This window comes from Beijerinckia sp. L45 (assembly GCF_009765775.1).
GTDB lineage: Bacteria > Pseudomonadota > Alphaproteobacteria > Rhizobiales > Beijerinckiaceae > RH-AL1.
In genome coordinates this window covers 3,526-23,472 of sequence record NZ_LMUU01000182.1, presented here as the reverse complement: position 1 = coordinate 23,472, position 19,947 = coordinate 3,526, and the positions used below count along the sequence as shown (strand labels likewise).

Annotated in this window: 17 protein-coding genes; 6 read left to right on the top strand and 11 right to left on the bottom strand. The window is 64.8% G+C overall.

Annotation, left to right across the window (positions count from 1 at the left end; all coding sequences use genetic code 11):
- Positions 1–20: 20 nt before the first annotated feature.
- The 7 genes from GSQ79_RS19945 to GSQ79_RS19915 all read right to left on the bottom strand — a co-directional run bounded on the left by GSQ79_RS19945 (position 21) and on the right by GSQ79_RS19915 (position 8,679).
- Complete coding sequence (locus tag GSQ79_RS19945; protein WP_158810411.1) at positions 21–1,868, bottom strand: methyl-accepting chemotaxis protein; 1,848 nt, start codon at positions 1,866–1,868, stop codon at positions 21–23.
- A gap of 258 nt (positions 1,869–2,126) precedes the next feature.
- Positions 2,127–3,077, bottom strand: a complete 951-nt coding sequence (locus GSQ79_RS19940) for an SCO family protein (protein WP_158810410.1) — start codon at positions 3,075–3,077, stop codon at positions 2,127–2,129.
- A gap of 212 nt (positions 3,078–3,289) precedes the next feature.
- Positions 3,290–4,180: a hypothetical protein gene (locus GSQ79_RS19935; RefSeq protein WP_158810409.1), complete on the bottom strand. Its 891-nt coding sequence runs from the start codon at positions 4,178–4,180 to the stop codon at positions 3,290–3,292.
- Between the two features lie 18 nt (positions 4,181–4,198).
- Positions 4,199–5,449 carry a tyrosinase family protein gene (locus GSQ79_RS19930; protein WP_158810408.1) on the bottom strand — a complete coding sequence of 417 codons (1,251 nt, stop codon included), beginning with the start codon at positions 5,447–5,449 and terminating at the stop codon, positions 4,199–4,201.
- 185 nt (positions 5,450–5,634) lie between these two features.
- A complete protein-coding gene (locus tag GSQ79_RS19925) occupies positions 5,635–6,675 on the bottom strand; it encodes an MlaD family protein (protein ID WP_158810407.1) in 1,041 nt (346 codons plus the stop codon).
- Between the two features lie 14 nt (positions 6,676–6,689).
- Complete coding sequence (locus GSQ79_RS19920) at positions 6,690–7,463, bottom strand: ABC transporter ATP-binding protein (RefSeq protein ID WP_246725458.1); 774 nt, start codon at positions 7,461–7,463, stop codon at positions 6,690–6,692.
- Positions 7,464–7,545: 82 nt separating this feature from the next.
- A complete protein-coding gene (locus GSQ79_RS19915; RefSeq protein ID WP_158810406.1) occupies positions 7,546–8,679 on the bottom strand; it encodes an ABC transporter permease in 1,134 nt (377 codons plus the stop codon).
- A 175-nt stretch (positions 8,680–8,854) separates the two neighbouring features.
- On the opposite strand from GSQ79_RS19915, the gene dgcA reads away from it, so the two are divergent.
- The 3 genes from dgcA to GSQ79_RS19900 all read left to right on the top strand — a co-directional run bounded on the left by dgcA (position 8,855) and on the right by GSQ79_RS19900 (position 11,947).
- Positions 8,855–9,835: an N-acetyl-D-Glu racemase DgcA gene (gene dgcA, locus GSQ79_RS19910; protein WP_158810405.1), complete on the top strand. Its 981-nt coding sequence runs from the start codon at positions 8,855–8,857 to the stop codon at positions 9,833–9,835.
- Between the two features lie 187 nt (positions 9,836–10,022).
- A complete protein-coding gene (locus GSQ79_RS19905; protein WP_246725457.1) occupies positions 10,023–10,844 on the top strand; it encodes a UDP-2,3-diacylglucosamine diphosphatase in 822 nt (273 codons plus the stop codon).
- Positions 10,844–11,947, top strand: coding sequence for a glycosyltransferase family 1 protein (locus GSQ79_RS19900; RefSeq protein ID WP_158810419.1), 1,104 nt, complete (start codon positions 10,844–10,846; stop codon positions 11,945–11,947). The genes GSQ79_RS19905 and GSQ79_RS19900 overlap by 1 nt, the downstream gene beginning before the upstream one ends.
- Here GSQ79_RS19900 and GSQ79_RS19895 read toward each other — a convergent pair.
- Positions 11,897–12,442 (bottom strand): hypothetical protein, encoded by a 546-nt coding sequence (locus GSQ79_RS19895; protein WP_158810403.1) that lies wholly within the window; start codon positions 12,440–12,442, stop codon positions 11,897–11,899. The genes GSQ79_RS19900 and GSQ79_RS19895 overlap by 51 nt on opposite strands.
- A 220-nt stretch (positions 12,443–12,662) precedes the next feature.
- Between GSQ79_RS19895 and GSQ79_RS19890 the strand changes: the two genes are divergently transcribed.
- Positions 12,663–14,345 (top strand): formate--tetrahydrofolate ligase, encoded by a 1,683-nt coding sequence (locus GSQ79_RS19890; protein ID WP_158810402.1) that lies wholly within the window; start codon positions 12,663–12,665, stop codon positions 14,343–14,345.
- A 46-nt stretch (positions 14,346–14,391) separates the two neighbouring features.
- Here the strand turns inward: GSQ79_RS19890 and GSQ79_RS19885 are convergent, their stop codons facing one another.
- Complete coding sequence (locus GSQ79_RS19885) at positions 14,392–14,646, bottom strand: hypothetical protein (protein ID WP_158810401.1); 255 nt, start codon at positions 14,644–14,646, stop codon at positions 14,392–14,394.
- Between the two features lie 65 nt (positions 14,647–14,711).
- Positions 14,712–15,908 carry a potassium channel family protein gene (locus GSQ79_RS19880; RefSeq protein WP_158810400.1) on the bottom strand — a complete coding sequence of 399 codons (1,197 nt, stop codon included), beginning with the start codon at positions 15,906–15,908 and terminating at the stop codon, positions 14,712–14,714.
- A gap of 200 nt (positions 15,909–16,108) precedes the next feature.
- Here GSQ79_RS19880 and ligD point away from each other — a divergent pair, with 200 nt between their 5' ends.
- Positions 16,109–18,835, top strand: coding sequence for a DNA ligase D (gene ligD, locus GSQ79_RS19875; protein WP_158810399.1), 2,727 nt, complete (start codon positions 16,109–16,111; stop codon positions 18,833–18,835).
- 139 nt (positions 18,836–18,974) lie between these two features.
- Here the strand turns inward: ligD and GSQ79_RS19870 are convergent, their stop codons facing one another.
- On the bottom strand, positions 18,975–19,592 hold the full coding sequence (locus GSQ79_RS19870; protein WP_158810398.1) for a TetR/AcrR family transcriptional regulator: 618 nt from the start codon (positions 19,590–19,592) through the stop codon (positions 18,975–18,977).
- 126 nt (positions 19,593–19,718) lie between these two features.
- Here GSQ79_RS19870 and GSQ79_RS19865 point away from each other — a divergent pair.
- A partial coding sequence (locus tag GSQ79_RS19865; RefSeq protein WP_158810397.1) for a hypothetical protein occupies positions 19,719–19,947 on the top strand: 229 nt, incomplete at its 3' end.

Genomic DNA, 19,947 nt, shown 5'->3' with positions numbered 1-19,947 from the left:
GGAAAATGCCCTAGGTCGGCTCAGCGTCGAACGACACGGAGCGACGGCTCGCGATGGGCGTCCTGCCCGTTGCCGCGAGCGCCGAGCTTGAAGCTGTTGACGAGTTCGGCGAGTCCGTCGGTCTCCTGCGCCATCGCTTTGCTCGCGGCGGTGGATTCCTCCACCATGGCGGCGTTCTGCTGCGTTGCCCGGTCCATCTGGGTCACCGCGGTGTTGACCTCCTGCAGGCCGATCGATTGCTCCTTGGCGCTGGCGGCGATCTCGGACACGACGATGCTGATTTTCGAGATCTGGTCGAGGATGCGCTCCAGCGCCGTGCCGGTTGCGGCCACCAGCTGGACGCCGCGGCCGACATTGGTCGTCGAGGCCGAGATCAACGCCTTGATTTCCTTCGCCGCCTCGGCCGACCGCTGCGCCAGGCTGCGCACCTCCGAGGCCACCACCGCGAAGCCACGGCCGGCATCGCCGGCGCGTGCGGCCTCGACGCCGGCGTTCAGCGCCAGCAGGTTGGTCTGGAAGGCGATCTCGTCGATGGTGCCGATGATCTGGGTGATCTGCTTCGATGACGTCTCGATGCCGGTCATCGCTTCGATGGCCTGACGCACGATCGCTTCGCCTTCTTTCGCCTCCGACGAGGCTTTGGCGACGACCTGATGCGCGTGGGCCGAACCCTCCGCCGTTTTTCGTATGGTGAGCGTAATCTGATCGAGCGCCGCCGCGGTTTCTTCGAGGTTCGCGGCCTGCTGCTCGGTGCGCTGCGACAGGCTGTCCGACGCCGTCGAGATTTCGCGGGTGCCGAGGTGGATGGCCTGGGTGTTGGCGCTCACCATGGTCATCGTTTGCTGCAGCTTTTCCGCGGACGCGTTGAAGTTCAGCCGCAGTTGGTCCGATGCGCCATGGAGCGCCGTGGCGACGCGGAAGGTGAGATCGCCGGCGGACAGATGGTCGAGCGCGTCGCTGAGCGCGTCCACCGCCTGTTCGGAATAGAGCCGCTGCTCCTCGCCGTGACGCTCGCGGGCCAAGCGCTCGACTTCAAGGGTTTCACGCGCCCGGGCAGCCACCGCTTCCAGAGCGATCTTATCGATGGCCGCCTTGCGAAAGTTCTCGACGGCGCCGGCCATCTGGCCGATCTCGTCGCGCCGGCCCTGGGCGGGAACGGTCACCGCGGTCTCGCCCGCGGCGAGCGATCCCATGACGCTCGTCATATTGAGAATCGGCAGGCCAATGGTCCTGTACAGCATCCAGCCGACGACGATCGACGCGAGCGTCGCGACGGCGCCACCGACGCCCTGCGTGATGCGCGCGACCATCAGGGCATGGTTTTGGGCGTCCTTGCTGGCGGCCAGTTCGGCCGTCACGACGGCGCGGGCCTCGGCCAACGCGTCACGAAAGGCCTGCATCCGCGCGCTGCTTTCCGGGGCCTTGGCGATGGCGATCGCCTGTTCGGCGGTCGCCGCATCGTGGGCAAGGCGAACTTCCGGGTCGCCGACATCACGGCGCCACCGATCGGCGGCACCCATCATCTTTTCGACGGCGGCCTTGTCGGCGGTGCCGGGCGTCAGCAATGCGTCCGCGCTCGCCTTGGCGATTCGCACGTCGAACGCCCTCGACGCGGCGTCGTAAAGGCCCGCATGGCGCTCGATCCGCGTGATGACATAGCCGCGCGCGGTCTGCGATTCGTCATAGAGCGCGGCGGTGGCCTGCTCGAGATCGACCAGGACCGCCTGCGAGGCGGCGTTGGCCTCGTGCGATGTCTCGACCGCCGCCAAAGCGCTGAAGAGAATGATGCCCGACACCACGAACACGGCGAGGATGCAGGCGAAGCCCAACGCGAGCTTGTGGACGATCTTGAGATTGGCGAGCGACATGGCTTCTCAATGATTAGCTGACTTAATTCATTCTCGCGTGGTATCGGCGGTCGAAGACCTCGAGAGAACGTAGCTTACAGAAGCTATGCTTCAATAATCGGCAGGATAGGTTTCGTAACGATTAAAAATTTTTGCATTTCGTTAAGGTGCGTAGACCGCAGGTTTCATCGGCTTCGGTTAGAATGCCATCTGAGCTCGTTGTATCATCTTGCAGAGAGGCGAAAACATAAATAAAACAGCTGGATAGATGGTGAGGCGTCATGACATGGGGCCGCCCGTCGTGGGTTCTGTCTCGATACGCTTGGACAATGCAGTCAAGGCCGCCAGGACCTCGTCGTCGCGCCACTGGACGCGGGAGAACGAAGCCTGGACCTTGCCGCCGCGGTCGAGGACGACGAGGTCAAGACTGTGCTGATTGATCGTACTTGGTCCGTATCCCACCCCGAGCGCGAACGCGCGTTGCAGCGGTTCGAAGTGCCCGATCGTGCGCAGGAGCCGTGTGCGATGATCGAACCGAAGGCCGCGATCGGTCCCGTAGGCGCGAAGCCGGTTGGGCAGATCGAAGTCCGGATCGTAAGTCAGCGCTGCGATGTTGATCGCCTCGTCGAGACCCACGTCCGCAACACGTTTCTGCAGCCGCGCGAGCTTGGTAATTGTCAGCGAGCATTTTTCGGGATTCATGCATCGCGTATAAAAGAACGCGATGACACTGACGCGGCCGTCGATGTAGGCGCCTAAAGGGAACGTCGTGCCATCCTGATCCTGAACTTCGATGGTTGCGAGATCGACATCCGGTGATGATCGCGTTTCGTGCTGGACCTTTCGCGAAGCGCAGCATGCATGGGTCGCTGACGCCGCAACGGCCGTCACCGCTTTTCGAAGTTCCGCGGTGACGTCTGGCGCAAACACGGATGTGCCATCCCTCAACGCCGTCAACGGCGCCGCGGCGCCTTGGGCTTTCGCGCCCAGCCACGTGAACGTTTGAAATACTTCCTGAAGTGCCGACTTGGGACGGTTTGCTGTCGGTCCGGAACAGTCAAAAAGGAACCGATCATCCTTGGTTCGTATGCGCTCCACTGCCGCCAGCAGGGCCGGAACCACGGAAGCCGGTAAGTCGTCCTCTGCACCCCGCAACGCCTTCGCCGCGGCGGCAACGATGTACGGGTTCTGGCTTGTTTCCAGGTCTTCCAGTACGAACGGGATGGCCATTGCAGCCAGGCCGACGGATTCGAATCGTGCGAGGATCGAGCCGCGAATGCGTTCCGCCGCAGCTGTTGTGCGACCCGCATAAATCGCGGACTGCTCGAAAAGAAGTTCGACCATCGCCTCCCTGGCGTCGGGTCCCGATCCGATGTCATCGATGAAGCTGGTGATGGTTTCGACAGGCGTCGCGCCGTCGAATGTCGAAACGCCCGGCATGGCTAGGGCTTTGCCAGGAACAGCGACGCGGCGGATTGCAAGACTCCCGCGCCGGACCGATCTTCGAGCCTTTTGATCTGATCCACGAGCGGCGCATCTGCCCTCAACGTCGTCTGGTCGGGCGCGTTTGTGAGCGCACCAATGCTGGTTGCGCGGATGTCGTCGAAATCGCTGCCATCGAAGATCAGGTCCCGCGCCATGGCCGAAAACCGCTGCGGATTGAGAAGATTCAATCCGGTCGCGCTCAGCGCGCGCAGTGTGCGGGGTTGCGATTTGTCCTTGATGAGCTCCTCGAAAAGGTCCTGCGATTTCGGCGCGATGGCCAGCACCCGCAGAGCCGCCTCCTTCGTCGTGAGATCGTCCGAGTTGTGAAACGTTTCGAGCGCCAAGTCAGCCGCGTCAGCGTGGTCGTCGAGACTGAGGAATTGGAGCGCTTTCGCGGGCGGGACCAGGGCGGATTGCGGGTCTTGAAGACCCCGCCGCAGGAGATCCTGGATTCCAAAGTCCTTCTCGCTGGCGAGCTCTTCGATCGCATCAAGGCGCAATTGGGGATCGCTGTCGGGATGAACGATCGCGCGGAGCGCAGCAAGGAAATCGGCGCGGTACGGCGCAAAACGTTCGCCCTGAAAGCGAGCGGCCTGCAGCGCGTGCAGGGATGCCCGCCGGTCCGTCGCAGGCGCCTGAACGTTGCGGAGGGATTCAATCAGCTTGGGAACGTCGTCGATGAGGCCTGGCTCCGTGCTTGGTGCTTTCACAGGTGCCGGTGTCTCAAGGCCCACGAAGGATGCGATCGCATGCTCGGCCGTGGAAAAAGCGCTGCGAAACGAGGACTGGGCCGGAGCGCTGGCCGCCAATTCCGCCTCATATTGCTTTCGGTACTCCCTGACATCCATCGTTTTCGGTCCTTGGGATTATGGGCCTCCGGCCACGACGGCGACCGGCAGTTCGAAGGGAACATCGTCGTATGCGAAGCCAAGTGGATCCCCTGCCACGGTCGCCAGATGATCGAACACCGACTCGACCTTGGGCGTTGGGCCCGGCGCCGCGGTCATTGGCGTTCCGGGAAATGGGCCGCCCGGCGCGGTCGGCGGGCGCACGCCACCCGTCACACCGTTCCACGGCCACATCGTATCGCCCAGATGGTGGCCGATCCGATTGGGCGACGGCGGCGCATAGGCGCGGGGATCGGCCGGATCGTCGCGGCGATTCACCCATTGCCATTTCGCCCAGAGGCGATCGATGTTGCAATGAAGCATGAAGAACAGCGGGTCACGCACGGCTGTCGGAGGAAAGTTGATGGGTCCGTCGAAACTGACGTGAGCGGATCCGTGCGGATTGCCCTCCATGCGGTCGAAGCCGCCGTAATCTGAACTCGGGCCTCCTAGGGCCATGGTTTGCGACTCGCTTATGACATTGGCCGGGTTGTTGATCGGGAACCGTAGGCCGCGCGTGATCCCGGATTGGCCGTCCGTCATCCAGCTGTCGAGCGGATGCCCGGGCCTGAACAGGACGCGGCCGGCAGGCCCGGACTCCCCCATGAAGTCGCGATCGAGAATGGCCGGCGCGGCCTGGTCGAAACGCCAGTAAGGAACCGTGACCGTCGGGTCGATGGCCTGCAACGCCCGCTCGAGATCGAGAACGTAGGCGCGATGCCACGGCAGGAACCCGACGTTCCCGTGCATTTCTCTGTCCGCCACGGCGGTATGAATATCGCGGAAGTCCCGATACGCGCCCTGGCCCTTGGCGTTCAAACTGCCGAGCGCCAGAAGATATCGATCGCGTTCCGCCGGCGACAGCGTCTGGCCGTTCTTGCGGATCCGCACCATCGCCGGCGTCGTCGATAGGACGGCACCCGTCGCGGCGTCCGCGACCTCGATCATCGCGTCCCCATAGGCGACGCTCGGTCGTTGAAACTCGCCGGCGATCCAGAACGAAACGGGTGTTCCATCGGTGGGGAGCGTCAGCGCCAGCGTGCCCTGGCCGCGATCGGATCGGAGCGTATCAAACACGAGACCGGCAGCGGCTCCGGTACTGCTGAGGATGACATCCTGCATTGCCGCACCCGAAGCGCCGGTCCATCGTATGGTGGCCTGGACCGGTGCCCAGGTCAAAAAGACCCGGCCCTGAGCATCGGTCCCGTTGACGTCGATTTGAATGGCCATCCCGCCCCCGCCTTCTCGACCGGGTTGCTGCGAATTCGTCTGCCTATTCAACTTATGCGATCGTCGCCAACGTCTGCAATCCCCAAATCGGGTAATAGGCAGACGGCCGGATCGGGCCAGGCCCTATCGGAAAGGGCGACAACGACCGGGCACGTCGCGACCGTGCTCGACAGACGGCGTCGCCCTTATTTCTTCCCGAACAGGAACTGCTGCGGGTTGGCCTCGACCGAATGCACCAGCTTGGTGATCTCGCCGACGGCCTGACGACCGTCCGAGGCGAGGCCTTCGTACTGCTTGAGACCGGTGTTGGAGAACTTGGTCAGGTTGATGAACATTTCCTTGGTCCGGATATCGGTGTTGTCGGCGAGGCGTCGGATCGCCTTGGCGGCGTCGGAGACTTCGGAGAAGACGCCCTTGTTGTCCGAGGTGGCGAGGAACCCGTTGAGGTTGGTCAGAACGGTATCCACCTTGCTCGCCGCGACGTTGAGTTTGGCGGAGGTCGACGCCAGATCGGACAGCATCTGCTTGACCTCCTTCGGGTCGATCGCCTTGACCACGTTGTCGGTGTCCGTCGTCAGGCTCTCCAGTTTGGCGGTCAACGGTTTGATGCTGCGCCCGACGTCCGCCATCGCGCTCATGAAGTCCTTGAGCCCGTCCGAATTGGAGGCGAGCGCATCGGTGAATTTTTGCACGTTCTTGACGGAGTCGTTGATGCGGCCGGTGTTGTCGTCGAGGATCTTGCCGCCCTTGTCGAGAATGTCGGATGCGCGGCCGGCGATGCGCTGCGCAGTCTTGATGAGATCCTGGAAGTCGGACCGGTCGGCGCGAAGGACAGGCGGTTCGTTGCCGACGGCAACAAGCGGCGCCGCGGTGTTGCTGCCGCCCTCGAGGCCGACCGACGCGCTGCCGGTCAAACCGGTATATTCGAGCCGCGCCTTGGTATCGCTACGAACCATCACCCGGGAGTCGATCGTGATCATCGCGTAGGCGTGCGAGGGGTCGTCGGGCAGCAGATCGATCTTCGTGACGTCGCCGACCTTCACGCCGTTGAACAGCACGGCGTTTCCGGTGGCAAGTCCGGAAATCGAGCCCTCGAAGATGACCTTATAGACCCGCAAGTCCGAGGTCTTCTCGGCGCCGGAGAACCAGAAAACGAAGCCGAACGCACAGACGAGAACCGTCAAGGTAAAGGCGCCGATCAGGGCGTAATTGGCACGGGTTTCCATTGACCTTGCGATTCCTAGAACGGGTGGGGCTGGGGCGGACGGACGGGTTGTAGAAAGCGGCGCGCGCGGGTGCCGTGGAAATAGGCCTGCAGCCAGGGATGATCCGACGCGAGCATGGTCTCCATCGTGCCGGCGGCGATGACCTTCTGATCGGCCAGCGCGGCGACCCGGTCACAGATGGCGTACAAACTGTCGAGATCGTGGGTCACCATGAAGACGGTGAGGCCGAGCGTCTTCTGCAACGTGCCGATGAGCTCGTCGAAGTCGGCGGCGCCGATCGGGTCGAGGCCCGAGGTCGGTTCGTCGAGAAACAAAAGCTCGGGATCGAGCGCCAGGGCACGAGCAAGCGCCGCGCGCTTGATCATGCCGCCGGACAGTTCCGAGGGTTTCTTGTTGGCGGCATCGGCGGGCAGGCCGACGAGGCCGATCTTCAGCATCGCCAACTCGTCGGCGAGCCCCTTCGACAAGCGAAGGTGTTCGCGCATCGGGATCTGGACGTTCTGCTTCACGGTCAGTCCGGACAGCAGCGCGCCTTGCTGGAACATCACACCGAAGCGGCGTTGCAGCGCGCTGAACTGCGTCGGGGTCAGCGTATCGAGATCCTCGCCGAAGACCGAGATCGTTCCGGCACGCTTCGGCACAAGGCCGAGAATGGTGCGGGTCAATACCGATTTGCCCATGCCGGAGCCGCCGACGAAGCCTAAAACCTCGCCTTTGACGACGTCGAGGTTGAGCCCGTCCATGATGATCTTGTCGCCGAAGCCGACCACCAGGTCGCGGACCTTGATCGCAAGTGTCGCGTCCGCAGGGTCCGGCGCGTCGGATCGCGAAGGGGCGTAATCGAGAACCGCGGTATCCAGGATCGAACTCCTAAAAATGGATGCTCGCGAAGAACATGGCGAAAAGGCCGTCGACGACGATGACCATGAAGATCGATTTCACCACCGAGGACGTGACCTGACGCCCCAGCGATTCCGCAGAACCCTCGACCCCGAGGCCCTCGATCGCGGCAATGAGCCCGATGATCAGGGCCATGAAAGGGGCCTTGATGAGGCCGACGAGAAAGGTGTCGACGTCGATCGCCTCGCGGAGCCGGCTGGCGAAGGCGATCGGGTTGATGCCGCCGTAGATCCAGCCGGTCAGCATGCCGCCGAACATGCCGGAAATGTCGGCGATGAAGGTGAGCATCGGCAGGCTGATGATGAGGGCGAGCAGGCGCGGGACCACCAGGACGTCCATCGCCCGCAGACCCATGACCTGCAGCGCGTCGATTTCCTCGCGCATCTTCATCGAGCCGATTTCGGCGGTGATCGACGAGCCGGAGCGACCGGCGATCATGATCGAGGTGAGAAGCACGCCGAGTTCGCGTAGAATCAGCACGCCGATGAGATCGGCGGCAAAGGTCACGGCGCCGAAGCGCTTCAACTGCTGGATGCCCTGCTGCGCGACGATCGCGCCGACCAGAAAGTTGATCAAGGCGATGATCGGCACGCTGCGGAAGGCGAAGGTCTCGACGTGGAAGAACAGCGCCGTTCCGCGAAACCGCCGGGGATGCAGAACGGTATTCGTCAGGGACGACACGAGTTCGCCGAAGAACGCGACGCCGGCGATCATGTCCCGGCCAAACTGCACCACGCCGTGTCCGACGTCGGCGAGCAGGTCGATGATGCTGAAGCCGTGAGACGATGCCGGGACCGACACCTCGCGCTTTTCGACCTCGTTCAGAAGAATGGTGAACTCCGGCCGCAGGTGCTCGATCTGGGTCGCGATGCCCTGGGTCTGCAGGTCGCGTCGCGAGCGATCGATTAGCCAGGCACCGGCCGTGTCGAGGCGCTCGATGCCGCCGAGGTCGAAGATCGCGGCCTGGGCCGCTTTGGCCGCCGCGACGAGCGCCAGTCCGCTGTGTTCCAGCGCGGCGGAGGCATCCACTGTCCACGACCCCGCGAGATTGAGGCGGATCGACGTGCCGAGGGTCTCGCTTGAAAATTGAGGAGGCTGCGGCATGGTACGCTGAACAGAGGGCAAGATGATTAAGGTTTTACCTTAACCGGGATTGGTTAAAAGCTTTTGTCGCGTCAGGTTTGAGGCACGCGTCATCGTTTCGCCGCTTGGCGGCTTGGCGAGCAGCTGAGGAGGGGAGTAGGAGACCTTATTCCTTTCCCGTTGCGAAGGCTAGCCGATGATCACGCTGCGCTCTACAGCCGAGACGTTCCCGATCGCCGGGCGTTTCGTCATCGCGCGCGGGGCCAAGACGGACGCTCATGTGGTCGTGGTGACGCTTGACGCGGACGGCGTTCGCGGGCGCGGCGAATGCGTGCCCTACGCCCGCTACGGCGAAAGCGTCGCGGGTGTCCTGGCCGAGATCGCCGGCATCGCGCATCACGTGGAAGCCGGGTGCGATCGCGTGACGCTGCAGACGCTTCTGCCGGCGGGCGCGGCCCGCAATGCCGTCGACTGTGCCCTTTGGGATCTCGAGGCCAAGCGCAGCGGGATGCCGGCTTTTTTGCGCGCGGGCTTGCGGGATCTGAGCCCTGCCGTGACGGCCTTTACTTTATCGGTGGGTTCGCCGGACGCGATGGAGGCAGCGGCGCGGGCGGCGAACGCGCGTCCTTTGCTCAAGATCAAGCTTGCGGGAGAGGGCGACATCGAGCGGCTGCGGGCTGTGCGTGCGGGCGCCCCGGCGGCGAAGCTGATCGTCGACGCCAACGAGGCCTGGGCGCCCGGCGATCTCGAACATATGATCGCCGCCTGCGCGGAAGCGGGCGTCGCCCTGATCGAGCAGCCGCTGCCGGCCGGCGCCGATGCCCAACTCGCGACCGTCACGCATCACGTCCCGATCTGCGGCGACGAAAGCGTTCACGATCGCGAGGGTCTGGCGGCGCTCCGCGAGCGCTACGACGTCATCAACATCAAACTCGACAAGACCGGCGGCCTCACCGAGGCGCTGGCGCTGGCATCGGCGGCCGAGGATCTCGGCTTCGAGATCATGGTCGGCTGCATGGTGGCGACGTCGCTCGCAATGGCGCCGGCGATGCTTCTGGCGCCCCGCGCCCGCTTCGTCGATCTCGACGGGCCATTGCTGCTCGCTCACGATCGCCCGGACGGTCTGGTGTATGCGGGGTCGGTGGTCCATCCGCCGGCTCCGACGCTGTGGGGTTAGCGGGAGTCCCACCGTCGCGCGATTCCGGCGCTAGCCTCGCGGAAGCAACCCTGTAACAATCTTGCTTCATCGTTGCCGAATGACGGTTTCTCAACAGGCGTCAACAAGTTGCGCTAGCTTTGTCATGGCAGCGCCACACGACTCTGATTAACCGCAGATGGTCTACCCGAACAAGTGCAGGTCCTGCGTGAGCGAAGAACCAGAACCCACCAAATTCCGCACGCTGTTCATCTCCGATGTCCATCTGGGAAAGCGGGGCTGCCAGGCCGATCTGCTGATCGACTTCCTGAAGTATCATGACGCCGATACGTTCTATCTCGTCGGCGACATCATCGATGGCTGGGCGCTGAAAGGCGGCTGGTACTGGCCCCAGTCGCACAACGACGTGATCCAGAAACTGCTGCGCAAGGTCCGCAAGGGCTCGCGGATGATCTTCCTGCCCGGCAATCACGACGAGTTCGCCCGCGCCTATCTCGGCATGACCTTCGGCGGCGTCGAGGTGATGGACAGCGCGATCCACGAGACGGCAGACGGCAAGAAGCTTCTCGTCATCCACGGCGACCAGTTCGATATCGTCGTGACGCATGCCCGCTGGCTCGCCCTTCTCGGCGATTGGGCCTACGAGGCGGCGCTGTTCTCGAACTATTGGTTCAACAAGGCTCGCCGGTCGCTCGGCTTTCCCTATTGGTCGTTCTCGGCCTGGGCGAAACTGAAGGTCAAGGATGCGGTCAACTTCATCGGCTCCTTCGAGAAGGAGCTCGCCGACGAAGCGCGACGCCAGGGCGCCAACGGCGTCGTCTGCGGTCACATCCACCATTCCACGATTCGCGACATCGACGGGATCACCTACGTGAACACCGGCGACTTCGTCGAATCCTGCACCGCGGTCGCCGAGCACTTCGATGGCCGTCTCGAGATCCTGTACTGGCAGTCGAAGGGCGACGAACGGGCCCCCGTTCTGGTCCGCGATACGAACGCGGCGCCTGCCTCGGCCCGTGCTGCCGCGTGATGCGAATTCTCGTCGCCACGGATGCCTTTCGACCGCAGGTCAACGGGGTGGTCCGTTCGCTGGAATCTCTGGCCAAGTCGGCGCCGGCGTTCGGCAGCGAGATCGACTTCCTCTCGCCGCAGGGATTTCCTACGATTCCGCTGCCGACCTACGGCGAGATCCGGCTGGCGCTCGCCGGCCAGAAGGCCGTGGGCCGGCGGCTCGCCGAACGCCCCGTCGACCACATCCATATCGCCACCGAAGGACCGGTCGGCCTTGCGGCGCGCCGTTTCTGCCTGAACCAGGGGCTGCCGTTCACGACGAGCTATCACACCCGGTTTCCCGAATATATCGCCGCGCGCACGCCGATCCCGGAGCGGCTGACCTATGCGCTGCTGCGGCGTTTTCATAACGCCAGCGCCGGCACGATGGTCTCGACGCCGAGCCTGGCCCGCGAACTCGCGGGTCGCGGGTTCGAGCGGTTGATGCAATGGTCGCGCGGAGTCGATCACGTCGCCTTCAACCCGTCGAAGCGGGTCGCTTGGGACCTGCCGAAACCGATCTTTCTCTATGCCGGGCGCCTCGCGCCGGAAAAGAACCTGGACGCGTTTCTCAAGCTGGACCTGCCGGGATCCAAGGTGGTTGTGGGCGACGGACCGTCGCGCCGCAGCCTGAGCAAGGCCTACCCACAAGCGCATTTCCTCGGCGTGCGCAAAGGCGACGATCTCTGCTCGCTTTACGCCTCGGCGGATGTGTTCGTGTTTCCGAGCCGGACCGACACGTTCGGCATGGTGCTGCTCGAAGCGCTGGCCAGCGGCCTACCGGTCGCAGCGTTTCCGGTGCTGGGGCCGCTCGACGTGATCGGCGACAGCGGTGCGGGTGTGCTCGACGAAGATCTGCGCGCCGCCTGCCTGCAGGCGCTGGACATTCCGCGCGACAGGGCGAGGGCTCATGCCGAGACCTATACGTGGGCCAACGCGACGCGGCAGTTTCTCGGCAATATCGCGACGGCCAAGACCGCTCATGCCGCGCGCCACGGCTCCGGCACGGCCGCCAAGCCTGCCGCCGACGCGTCAGGTAAAAAGAGCGAGTTTCTTCGCCAGCGGCAGCCCATCGAGCCCTGACAGCGCGTCGAGCCGCGGATCGGCCTGCGGCATCGGCAAGGGCCGTTCGTTGACATGGGGCAGACGGCGCGGCTCCGGCGCGCGCGGCGCGGCAATGGGCACAGGCTGCTCCAGGCGCGCGGGCGCGTCCGGCTTGGCCGCCATCGTTCCGGTGCGCATCAAGCCGGCCACGGCGCGGGCCTGCAACTCGACGACTTCGCAATAATGCGCCTCGACGCCATCTTCGCGCATGATGCTGGCGAGACCCTCGAGCTGGCCGCCGATCTCCTTGATACGCTGGACCATCAGCCTGATGGACGGATCGGCGGAGGGCGGCGCGGGCAAGGCGGGTTGCGTCTGGCTCGCCGTGACCAGCGTTTCCAGCCGGCTCATCGCGTCGAGCATCAGCTTGACCTCGCTGCCGCGATTGCGTCGGGCGAACTCCTTCAGGAACCAGCGACCGCGCACGGTTTCGGTGACCGCCGCCTCGATGGCTTCGTAGTCGACATCGGTCATTCCTTCTGGCGGGGGGCTCGATGTCACGGCGTACTCAATTTCTTCGAATCAATTCGTAAATAATTTAGCAGGCCCTGACGCGTCCGAAAGGCGTTTTAAGGCTTTGTCGGCTTGCTCTCCCCGGCGGAAGCATGGCAAGGGCGACGACATTCAGTCTTCCTAAGGGGCGCACGGGCGGTTTCGCCTGGAAAAGCCCCGTTCAACCATCAGGGATGGCCCCATGCTGACCGACATCGAAATCGCCCGCGCCACCAAACCGCAGCCGATCGCCACCGTCGCGGACCGCATCGGCATCCCGGCCGAAGCGTTGCTGCCGTATGGCCGGACGATCGCCAAGATCGAGACCAAGTTCATCGAGAGCCTCGCCAAGCGCCCCGATGCCAAGAAGGGCAAGTTGATCCTCGTCACCGCGATCAACCCGACGCCGGCCGGCGAAGGCAAGACGACGACGACGGTCGGCCTTGCCGATGCGCTTCGCCATATCGGCAAGAAGTCTGCGGTGGCGATGCGCGAGCCCTCGCTCGGGCCGTGCTTCGGCGTCAAGGGCGGCGCCGCCGGCGGCGGATACTCCCAGGTCATCCCGATGGAGCAGATCAACCTGCACTTCACCGGCGACTTCCATGCCATTACCTCGGCCAACAACCTGCTCGCCGCGCTGATCGACAACCACATCTACCACGGCAACAAGCTGAACATCGATCCGCGCCGCGTCACCTGGGCGCGCGCCGTCGACATGAACGACCGCTCGCTGCGCGACGTCGTCATCGGCCTCGGCGGCGTCGCCAACGGCTACGTCCGCCAGACCAAGTTCGACATTACCGTGGCGTCCGAAATCATGGCGGTGTTCTGCCTGGCGACCGATCTGGCCGACCTGCAGGTGCGGTTGAAGAAAATGATCATCGGCCTCGACCGCGATCGCAAGCCGGTCACGGCCGAGCAGTTGCAGGCGGTCGGCGCGATGACGGTGCTGCTGCAGGATGCGCTGATGCCGAACCTGGTGCAGACGCTGGAAGGCACGCCGGCGTTCATTCACGGCGGCCCGTTCGCCAACATCGCGCACGGCTGTAATTCCGTGATCGCCACCAATCTTGCGCTCGACCTCGCCGACTACGTCGTCACCGAAGCCGGGTTCGGCGCCGATCTCGGGGCGGAAAAATTCTTCGACATCAAATGCCGCCAGGCCGGTCTCGAGCCGTCCGCCGCGGTGATCGTCGCCACGGTGCGCGCGCTGAAAATGCACGGCGGCGTCGCGAAAAAAGACCTCGGCGCGGAAAACCTCGAGGCGCTCAAGAAGGGCATGGCCAACCTCGGCCGGCACATCGAGAACGTGAAGAAATTCGGCGTGCCGCCGATCGTGGCGATCAACGCCTTCACGTCCGACACCGACGCCGAGTTCGCGCTGATCCAGCAGGTCTGCAAGGCCGAGTTCGGCGCCGAGGCCGTGCTGTGCAAGCATTGGGCGGAGGGCGGCAAGGGCGCGATCGAGCTGGCCGAAAAAGTCGTCTCGCTCAGCGAGGGCGGCACCTCGCATTACAAGCCGCTCTACGCGACGGACTTGCCGATCGCCGACAAGATGCGCCTCGTCGCAAAAGAAATCTATCGCGCCGCCGATATCGCCATCGAGGCCAAGGCCAAGACGGCGATCAAAAATATCGAGGAGATGGGCTACGGCAACCTGCCAATCTGCGTGGCCAAGACGCAGTACTCCTTCTCCGCCGATCCGACCGCGCTGGGCGCGCCGACCGGCCATACCGTGCCGATCGTCGACGCCCGCCTGTCGGCCGGCGCCGGTTTCGTGGTGCTGACCTGCGGCGACATCATGACCCTGCCGGGCCTGCCCGCCGAGCCGTCGGCCCACAAGATCGGCCTGGACGCCGACGGCCAGATCGTCGGCCTGTTTTAGGACGCCGGCGACGTCCTCCCCTGCGCAACGCGCGGGGGAGGATGAATCACGCCGCCAGTTGCGTGATCAAATCGTCAGGCACGTCGCCGATGACGCAGATCAGCAGCGGCTCAAGGAACGTGCCGCAGGCCGCATCCGAGCGCTCTTTCAGCACGATGACCCCGGCGTAGAACGGCGCGATATGATCGGCGGCGGCGATCGCCGCATCGCGCGCAGGCGAGCGCCGCGGGGTCCCGGGATACAGGCGGCCGCCGACGCCGCGGAGAAACGGAACGATGGTGTAGGTGATCGTCAGCGCCATGGGATCGGTCTCGGTTGATCCTCGGAACATACCAAGAACACGTCGTTTCCGTCAATCCAGTTCGGCTATTTCAAACGGCGGCTCAGCGCGTCCCAGCGGGCCTCGCGGTCGACATCCGCATCGCCGCTCGCGCGCTTGCGGTAGGAGAGCTCGTCGATCAGCAGGCCGGCCAGATCGCCCTGGTGCCCGCGCGACCAGTGGTCGGCCGTCTCGTCCGTCGGCACCCAGCCGGGCAGGGGCAGGAGCAGCGCGGCGGATAAATTCTCCAGCAGCGGTTCGTAGGTCGCCCGAAGCGCCGCCAGAATGTCTTCGGCGGCCGTGCCGCCGTGCCACTCGATCTCGGCGTCGATGAAGATGGCTTCCATCTCGAGGAACGACTCATGCGGGAGACGCTCGTAGAGCGCCGTGGCGGTCGGGCCGGTGCCGAAGGCGCGGCTCATCTCGACGATGACCTGGCGGGCGATGGTGAAGGTCATCCGCGCCTGCAGCGGCGGCCGGTCGACGACGTTGACGAGGATCAGCGCGCAGGTGTCCATCACCGCCGCGATGGCCGCGAGCCAGGACTGGTTGTCGTGCTGCGAGCGGTAATAGGCGAGCATGGGATAGGAGAGATGGCTTTCCATCAGCTCGGACGCCCAGACTTCCCACTCGCGCAGCAGGTCGTCGAGGTTGTCGAGGCCGTCGCTCTCGGCGTGACGCCGCAGCATCGTCGCCGCGGTCGGCGGCGAGCCGGCGCGGGCGTCGAGCTGGATGACATGCGCCTCGCGGCGGGCGAACAGCTGGTAGAGGACCGGGAGATAGCCGATGACCACGGCGATGAAGCCGATGCCGGAACCCGCTTCGACGACGGCGACGAAGCGGCCGGCCCCGGTATGCGGCACCACATCGCCATAGCCGAGCGTGAAGAAGGTGATGCCGCTCATGTAGACCTGCTCTGTGAGCGCCGAGACGAAGACGCCGGCCTCGCGCGATTGCAGCGACCATTCGAGCAGGCCGAAGCCGAAGATCAGGCTGCCCGCCCAGGTGACGAACAGCATCAGCATCGAAAGTGGGCCGTAGATGCTGAGGAAGCGCTCGCGGCGGGGGCCATTTCTGAAGCGCTGCGCGATGCCGCTCCACAGCTTCCAGGTGCTCCAGAAGAAGAAGCGCACGAGGCGGGTGCGCCGCGAGGTGCGGCGCGGCAGCAGCATCACCTCGAAGGCGTCCTGCAGCACCAGGCCGAGCAGGACGAGCGCGAGGATGCGGAAGAAGATGATGCTCATCATATCGCCTGGGCGCGGGGGCACGTCACCCAGGGGTGAGGTCGGGCCGACCCTACACGGTTTGACATGTCGCACTTATGCCGACCTCGCTTGTCCCCAACCGGATTGGTTCGCAAGTCCTCATCGGGTCGCCGCCTTGGCCCGGAACCCCGCAATTCCATCGCGCGTTGCGCGAGCTAGGCCGTATCGAGGTCCCAGCCATGCCGCTCGAAAGATATAAGGCCAAGCGCGATTTCCAGAAGACCGCGGAGCCGAGCGGCGATGTCGGCGTGGTGCCGTCGGATGAACTGCGCTTCGTCATCCAGAAGCACGATGCGACGCGGTTGCATTACGATCTGCGGCTCGAACTCGACGGCGTGTTCAAATCCTGGGCTGTGACCAAGGGCCCCTCGCTCGATCCAGCGGACAAGCGCCTCGCGGTGGAGGTCGAGGATCATCCGCTGGGCTACGGCGACTTCGAGGGCACGATCCCGAAGGGGCAGTACGGCGGCGGCACCGTGCAGCTCTGGGATCGCGGCACCTGGACGCCGGAGGGCGGCAAGACCCCGCAGGAGGCGCTGCAATCCGGCGACTTCAAGTTCAATCTTCATGGCGCCCGCGTCAAAGGCAGCTACGTGCTGGTGCGGATGAAGCACGACCGCACCGGCGGCAAGCGCACGAACTGGTTGTTGATCAAACATCGCGACGAGGACGCACGCGAGGGCGATGCCGACGCGATGCTGGCGGAGGACAAATCGGTGGCGTCGGGCCGGCCGATGGCGATGATCGCGGCGGGCACAGGTAAGGCACCCAAACCCTTCATGCTCGCCAAGGAGAAAGCGCCGGCGGCCGACGCGATCTGGGATTCCAACCACGGGTTGGCGAAAGAGCAGCGGGTCGCGGAAGGGCGAGGCACGCCGGCCAAGGCGGCAAAACCTGCCACGAAGGCTGTGACGACGTCCGCCGCAAAGGCCATGGTACCGGCAAAGACGCCTGCGGCGCCGAAGAAGGCCAAAGGCGCCGCCGTGATGCCCGATTTCGTTCCGCCGCAGCTCTGCCGGATTTCGCCGCGGCCGCCGGACGGCGCCGGCTGGCTGCACGAGATCAAATTCGACGGCTACCGCATCCAGGCCCGGGTGGAGGGCGCCAAGGCGACCATGCGCACCCGCACCGGCCTCGATTGGACCGACCGGTTTGCCGCGGTGGCGAAAGCGTTCGTGGGTTTGCCCGATGCAATCGTCGACGGCGAGATCGTCGCGCTCGACAGCGAGGGCGCGCCGGATTTCGCGGCGCTGCAGGCCGCGCTCTCCGACGGCACGTCGGACAAGCTGATCTTCTTCGCCTTCGACCTGCTGTTTCTCGATGGCCAGGATTTGACGAAGCTGCCGCTGCGAGACCGCAAAGCGCAGCTCGAAGCGCTGCTCGCCGCGCGCAAAAAGCCGTCGCCGCTGCTGCGCTATGTCGAGCATTTCGACCATGGCGGCGACGCGGTGCTGAAGTCCGCGTGCCAGCTGTCGCTGGAAGGCATCGTGTCGAAGCGCGCCGACGCGCAGTACAAATCCGGTCGCTCGGAGAGTTGGACCAAGGCGAAGTGCCGGGCCGGTCACGAGGTGGTGGTGGGCGCCTGGACCGACACCAACGGGCAGTTCCGGTCGTTGCTGGCCGGCGTGTTCCGCGACGGGCACCTGACCTATGTCGGGCGCATCGGCACCGGCTATGGCGCGGCCAAGGTCAAGAGCCTGACGCCGAAACTCGAGGCGCATGCGGCGGCGAAAAGTCCGTTCGTCGGCAAGAACGCGCCGCGTGGCGACCGTACCATCCATTGGCTGAAGCCCGACCTTGTGGCCGAGATCGAATTCGCCGGGTTCACCGGTGACGGCTCGATCCGCCAGGCCTCCTTCAAAGGATTGCGCGAGGACAAGCCGGCGCAGGAGGTCGAAGCCGAAGAACCGGCGGTGCCGGCGGATGTCGAGATCGCCGTACCGGCGGCGCCTGCACCCGGCCAGGCTTCGCCGAAAAGGGCCGCGACCAAACCGGTCGGTGGCAAGCAGCGCGTGATGGGCGTGCTCCTGTCGCATCCCGACAAGGCATACTGGCCGGACGCCAGTGACGGAACACCCGTCACCAAGGCCGATCTCGCCGCCTATTTCGAGGCGGTCGGGCCCTGGATGATGCCGCACATCATTGGCCGCCCGTGTTCGATCATCCGCTGTCCCGACGGGATCGCCGGCCAGACCTTCTTCCAGCGCCACGCGATGCAGGGGACGTCGAGCCTGCTCGACCTCGTGACCATTTCGGGGGATCGCAAACCGTATATCGTGCTGCATCGCGTGGAGGGGCTGGCCGCCATCGCGCAGAGCGGCGGTCTGGAATTGCATCCGCTGAACTGCGTGCCGGACAAGCCGGACGTGCCGGGCCGTCTCGTGTTCGATCTCGATCCCGGACCGGACGTCGCTTTTTCCGCGGTGATCACCGCGGCGAAGGAGGTCAAGGCGCGGCTCGAGGCGATCGGCCTGACCGCGTTTTGCAAGACCACCGGCGGCAAGGGGCTGCACGTGGTGACGCCGCTGGCGATCGAGAAGAAGCCGGTACCGTGGGGCGAGGCCAAGGCCTTCGCGCAGGCGGTGTGCGTGGCGATGGCCAAGGACGAACCCGGCCGCTATCTCACCACCATGGCGAAGAAGGACCGCAACGGGCGCATCTTTCTCGATTATCTGCGCAACGACCTTCTCTCCACCGCCGTCGCGCCGCTGTCGCCGCGGGCTCGCGCCCATGCCCCGGTGTCGATGCCGGTGACCTGGGCGCAGGTGAAAAACGATCTCGATCCGCTGAAATTCACCGTGCGCAGCGTGCCGGCGCTGCTGGGGCGGACGAAGGCCTGGGCGGGATACGATGATGCGGCGGGATCGATGACGGCGGCGATCAAGGCGCTGGGCAAGGGGCGGTGACGGGATGGTCCCCTTCCCCCTCGTGGGGAAGGGTTAGGGATAGGGGTTCTCTCAATCCGGTTCATGGTCGAAGAACACCGCGAACCCCCACTTCCAGCCTCTCCCCACAAGGGGGAGAGGGGCAGACAGAAGCGCCCCACTACTTTGTCGTCAAACCACGCAAATAGGCCCGGACGAATGCCGCCAACTCGCCCTCGACGGCTTCGATCGGCATGGCCACAACCTTTTCCTCCAGACTGAGCGCGACGATGCCATGCACGGCGGCGAAGAGAATGCGGGCCTTCAGCTTGCGCGCGCCCACCGTATCGCGGGCCGTGAGCGGCAGCAGACGATCCTCCAGGCGGCTGAAGATTGCCTCCTGGTCCTTGACGAACCAGGCGGGCAGCGGCGTGTCGGGCGGCAGCCGGAACTCGAACAGGGCGCGCCAGCGCAGCCGGTTCTCTTTCGCGAAACGCAGGTAGGTCTCCGCCCAGGCGACGAGGAGGCCCTCGGCATCGGCGTGGTCGCCTGCCGCCGCGGCATCGAGATAGGCGCTGAGATCGCGCTGCGTCCGCTGCGCCACCAGCAGCACGAGCTCGTCGAGGTCGGTGACGAGATTGTAGATGGCGCCGACGGCGCAGCCCATCTGCTTGGCGAGCTCCCGCGCGCGGACGGCGTCGAGGCCCTGCGTCGCGATGAGATGTTCCGCGAAGCCGATCAACCGCTCGCGCTGCGCCTCACGCCGACCTTTCGTCGATTTTTCCGATGACTCCGCCACGAATTTCCTTGAACGGCGTTCAAAACATGCTACAAGAGTAGCGTGAACATCGTTCATACCACGCTTGCGGCACTTCGCAAGCGCAATGCTTCGCTTTAAAAGCGGCGCAGGCCGGGAGACCACGCGATGAGCAGCCATTTGCTGAGAAGCCGAAAGTTCGCGCCGCTGTTCTGGTGCCAGGCCTTCGCCGCTTTCAACGATTCCTATCTGAAGACCGCGCTGGTCTTTCTCATCCTCGCGACGCTGCCGGATGCGCACTCCGGGCCGCTGGTGCAGGCCGCCGGCGCGCTGTTCATGGCGCCGAGCTTCATCCTCTCCGCGCTGGGCGGCCAGTGGGCGGACCGTTACGACAAGG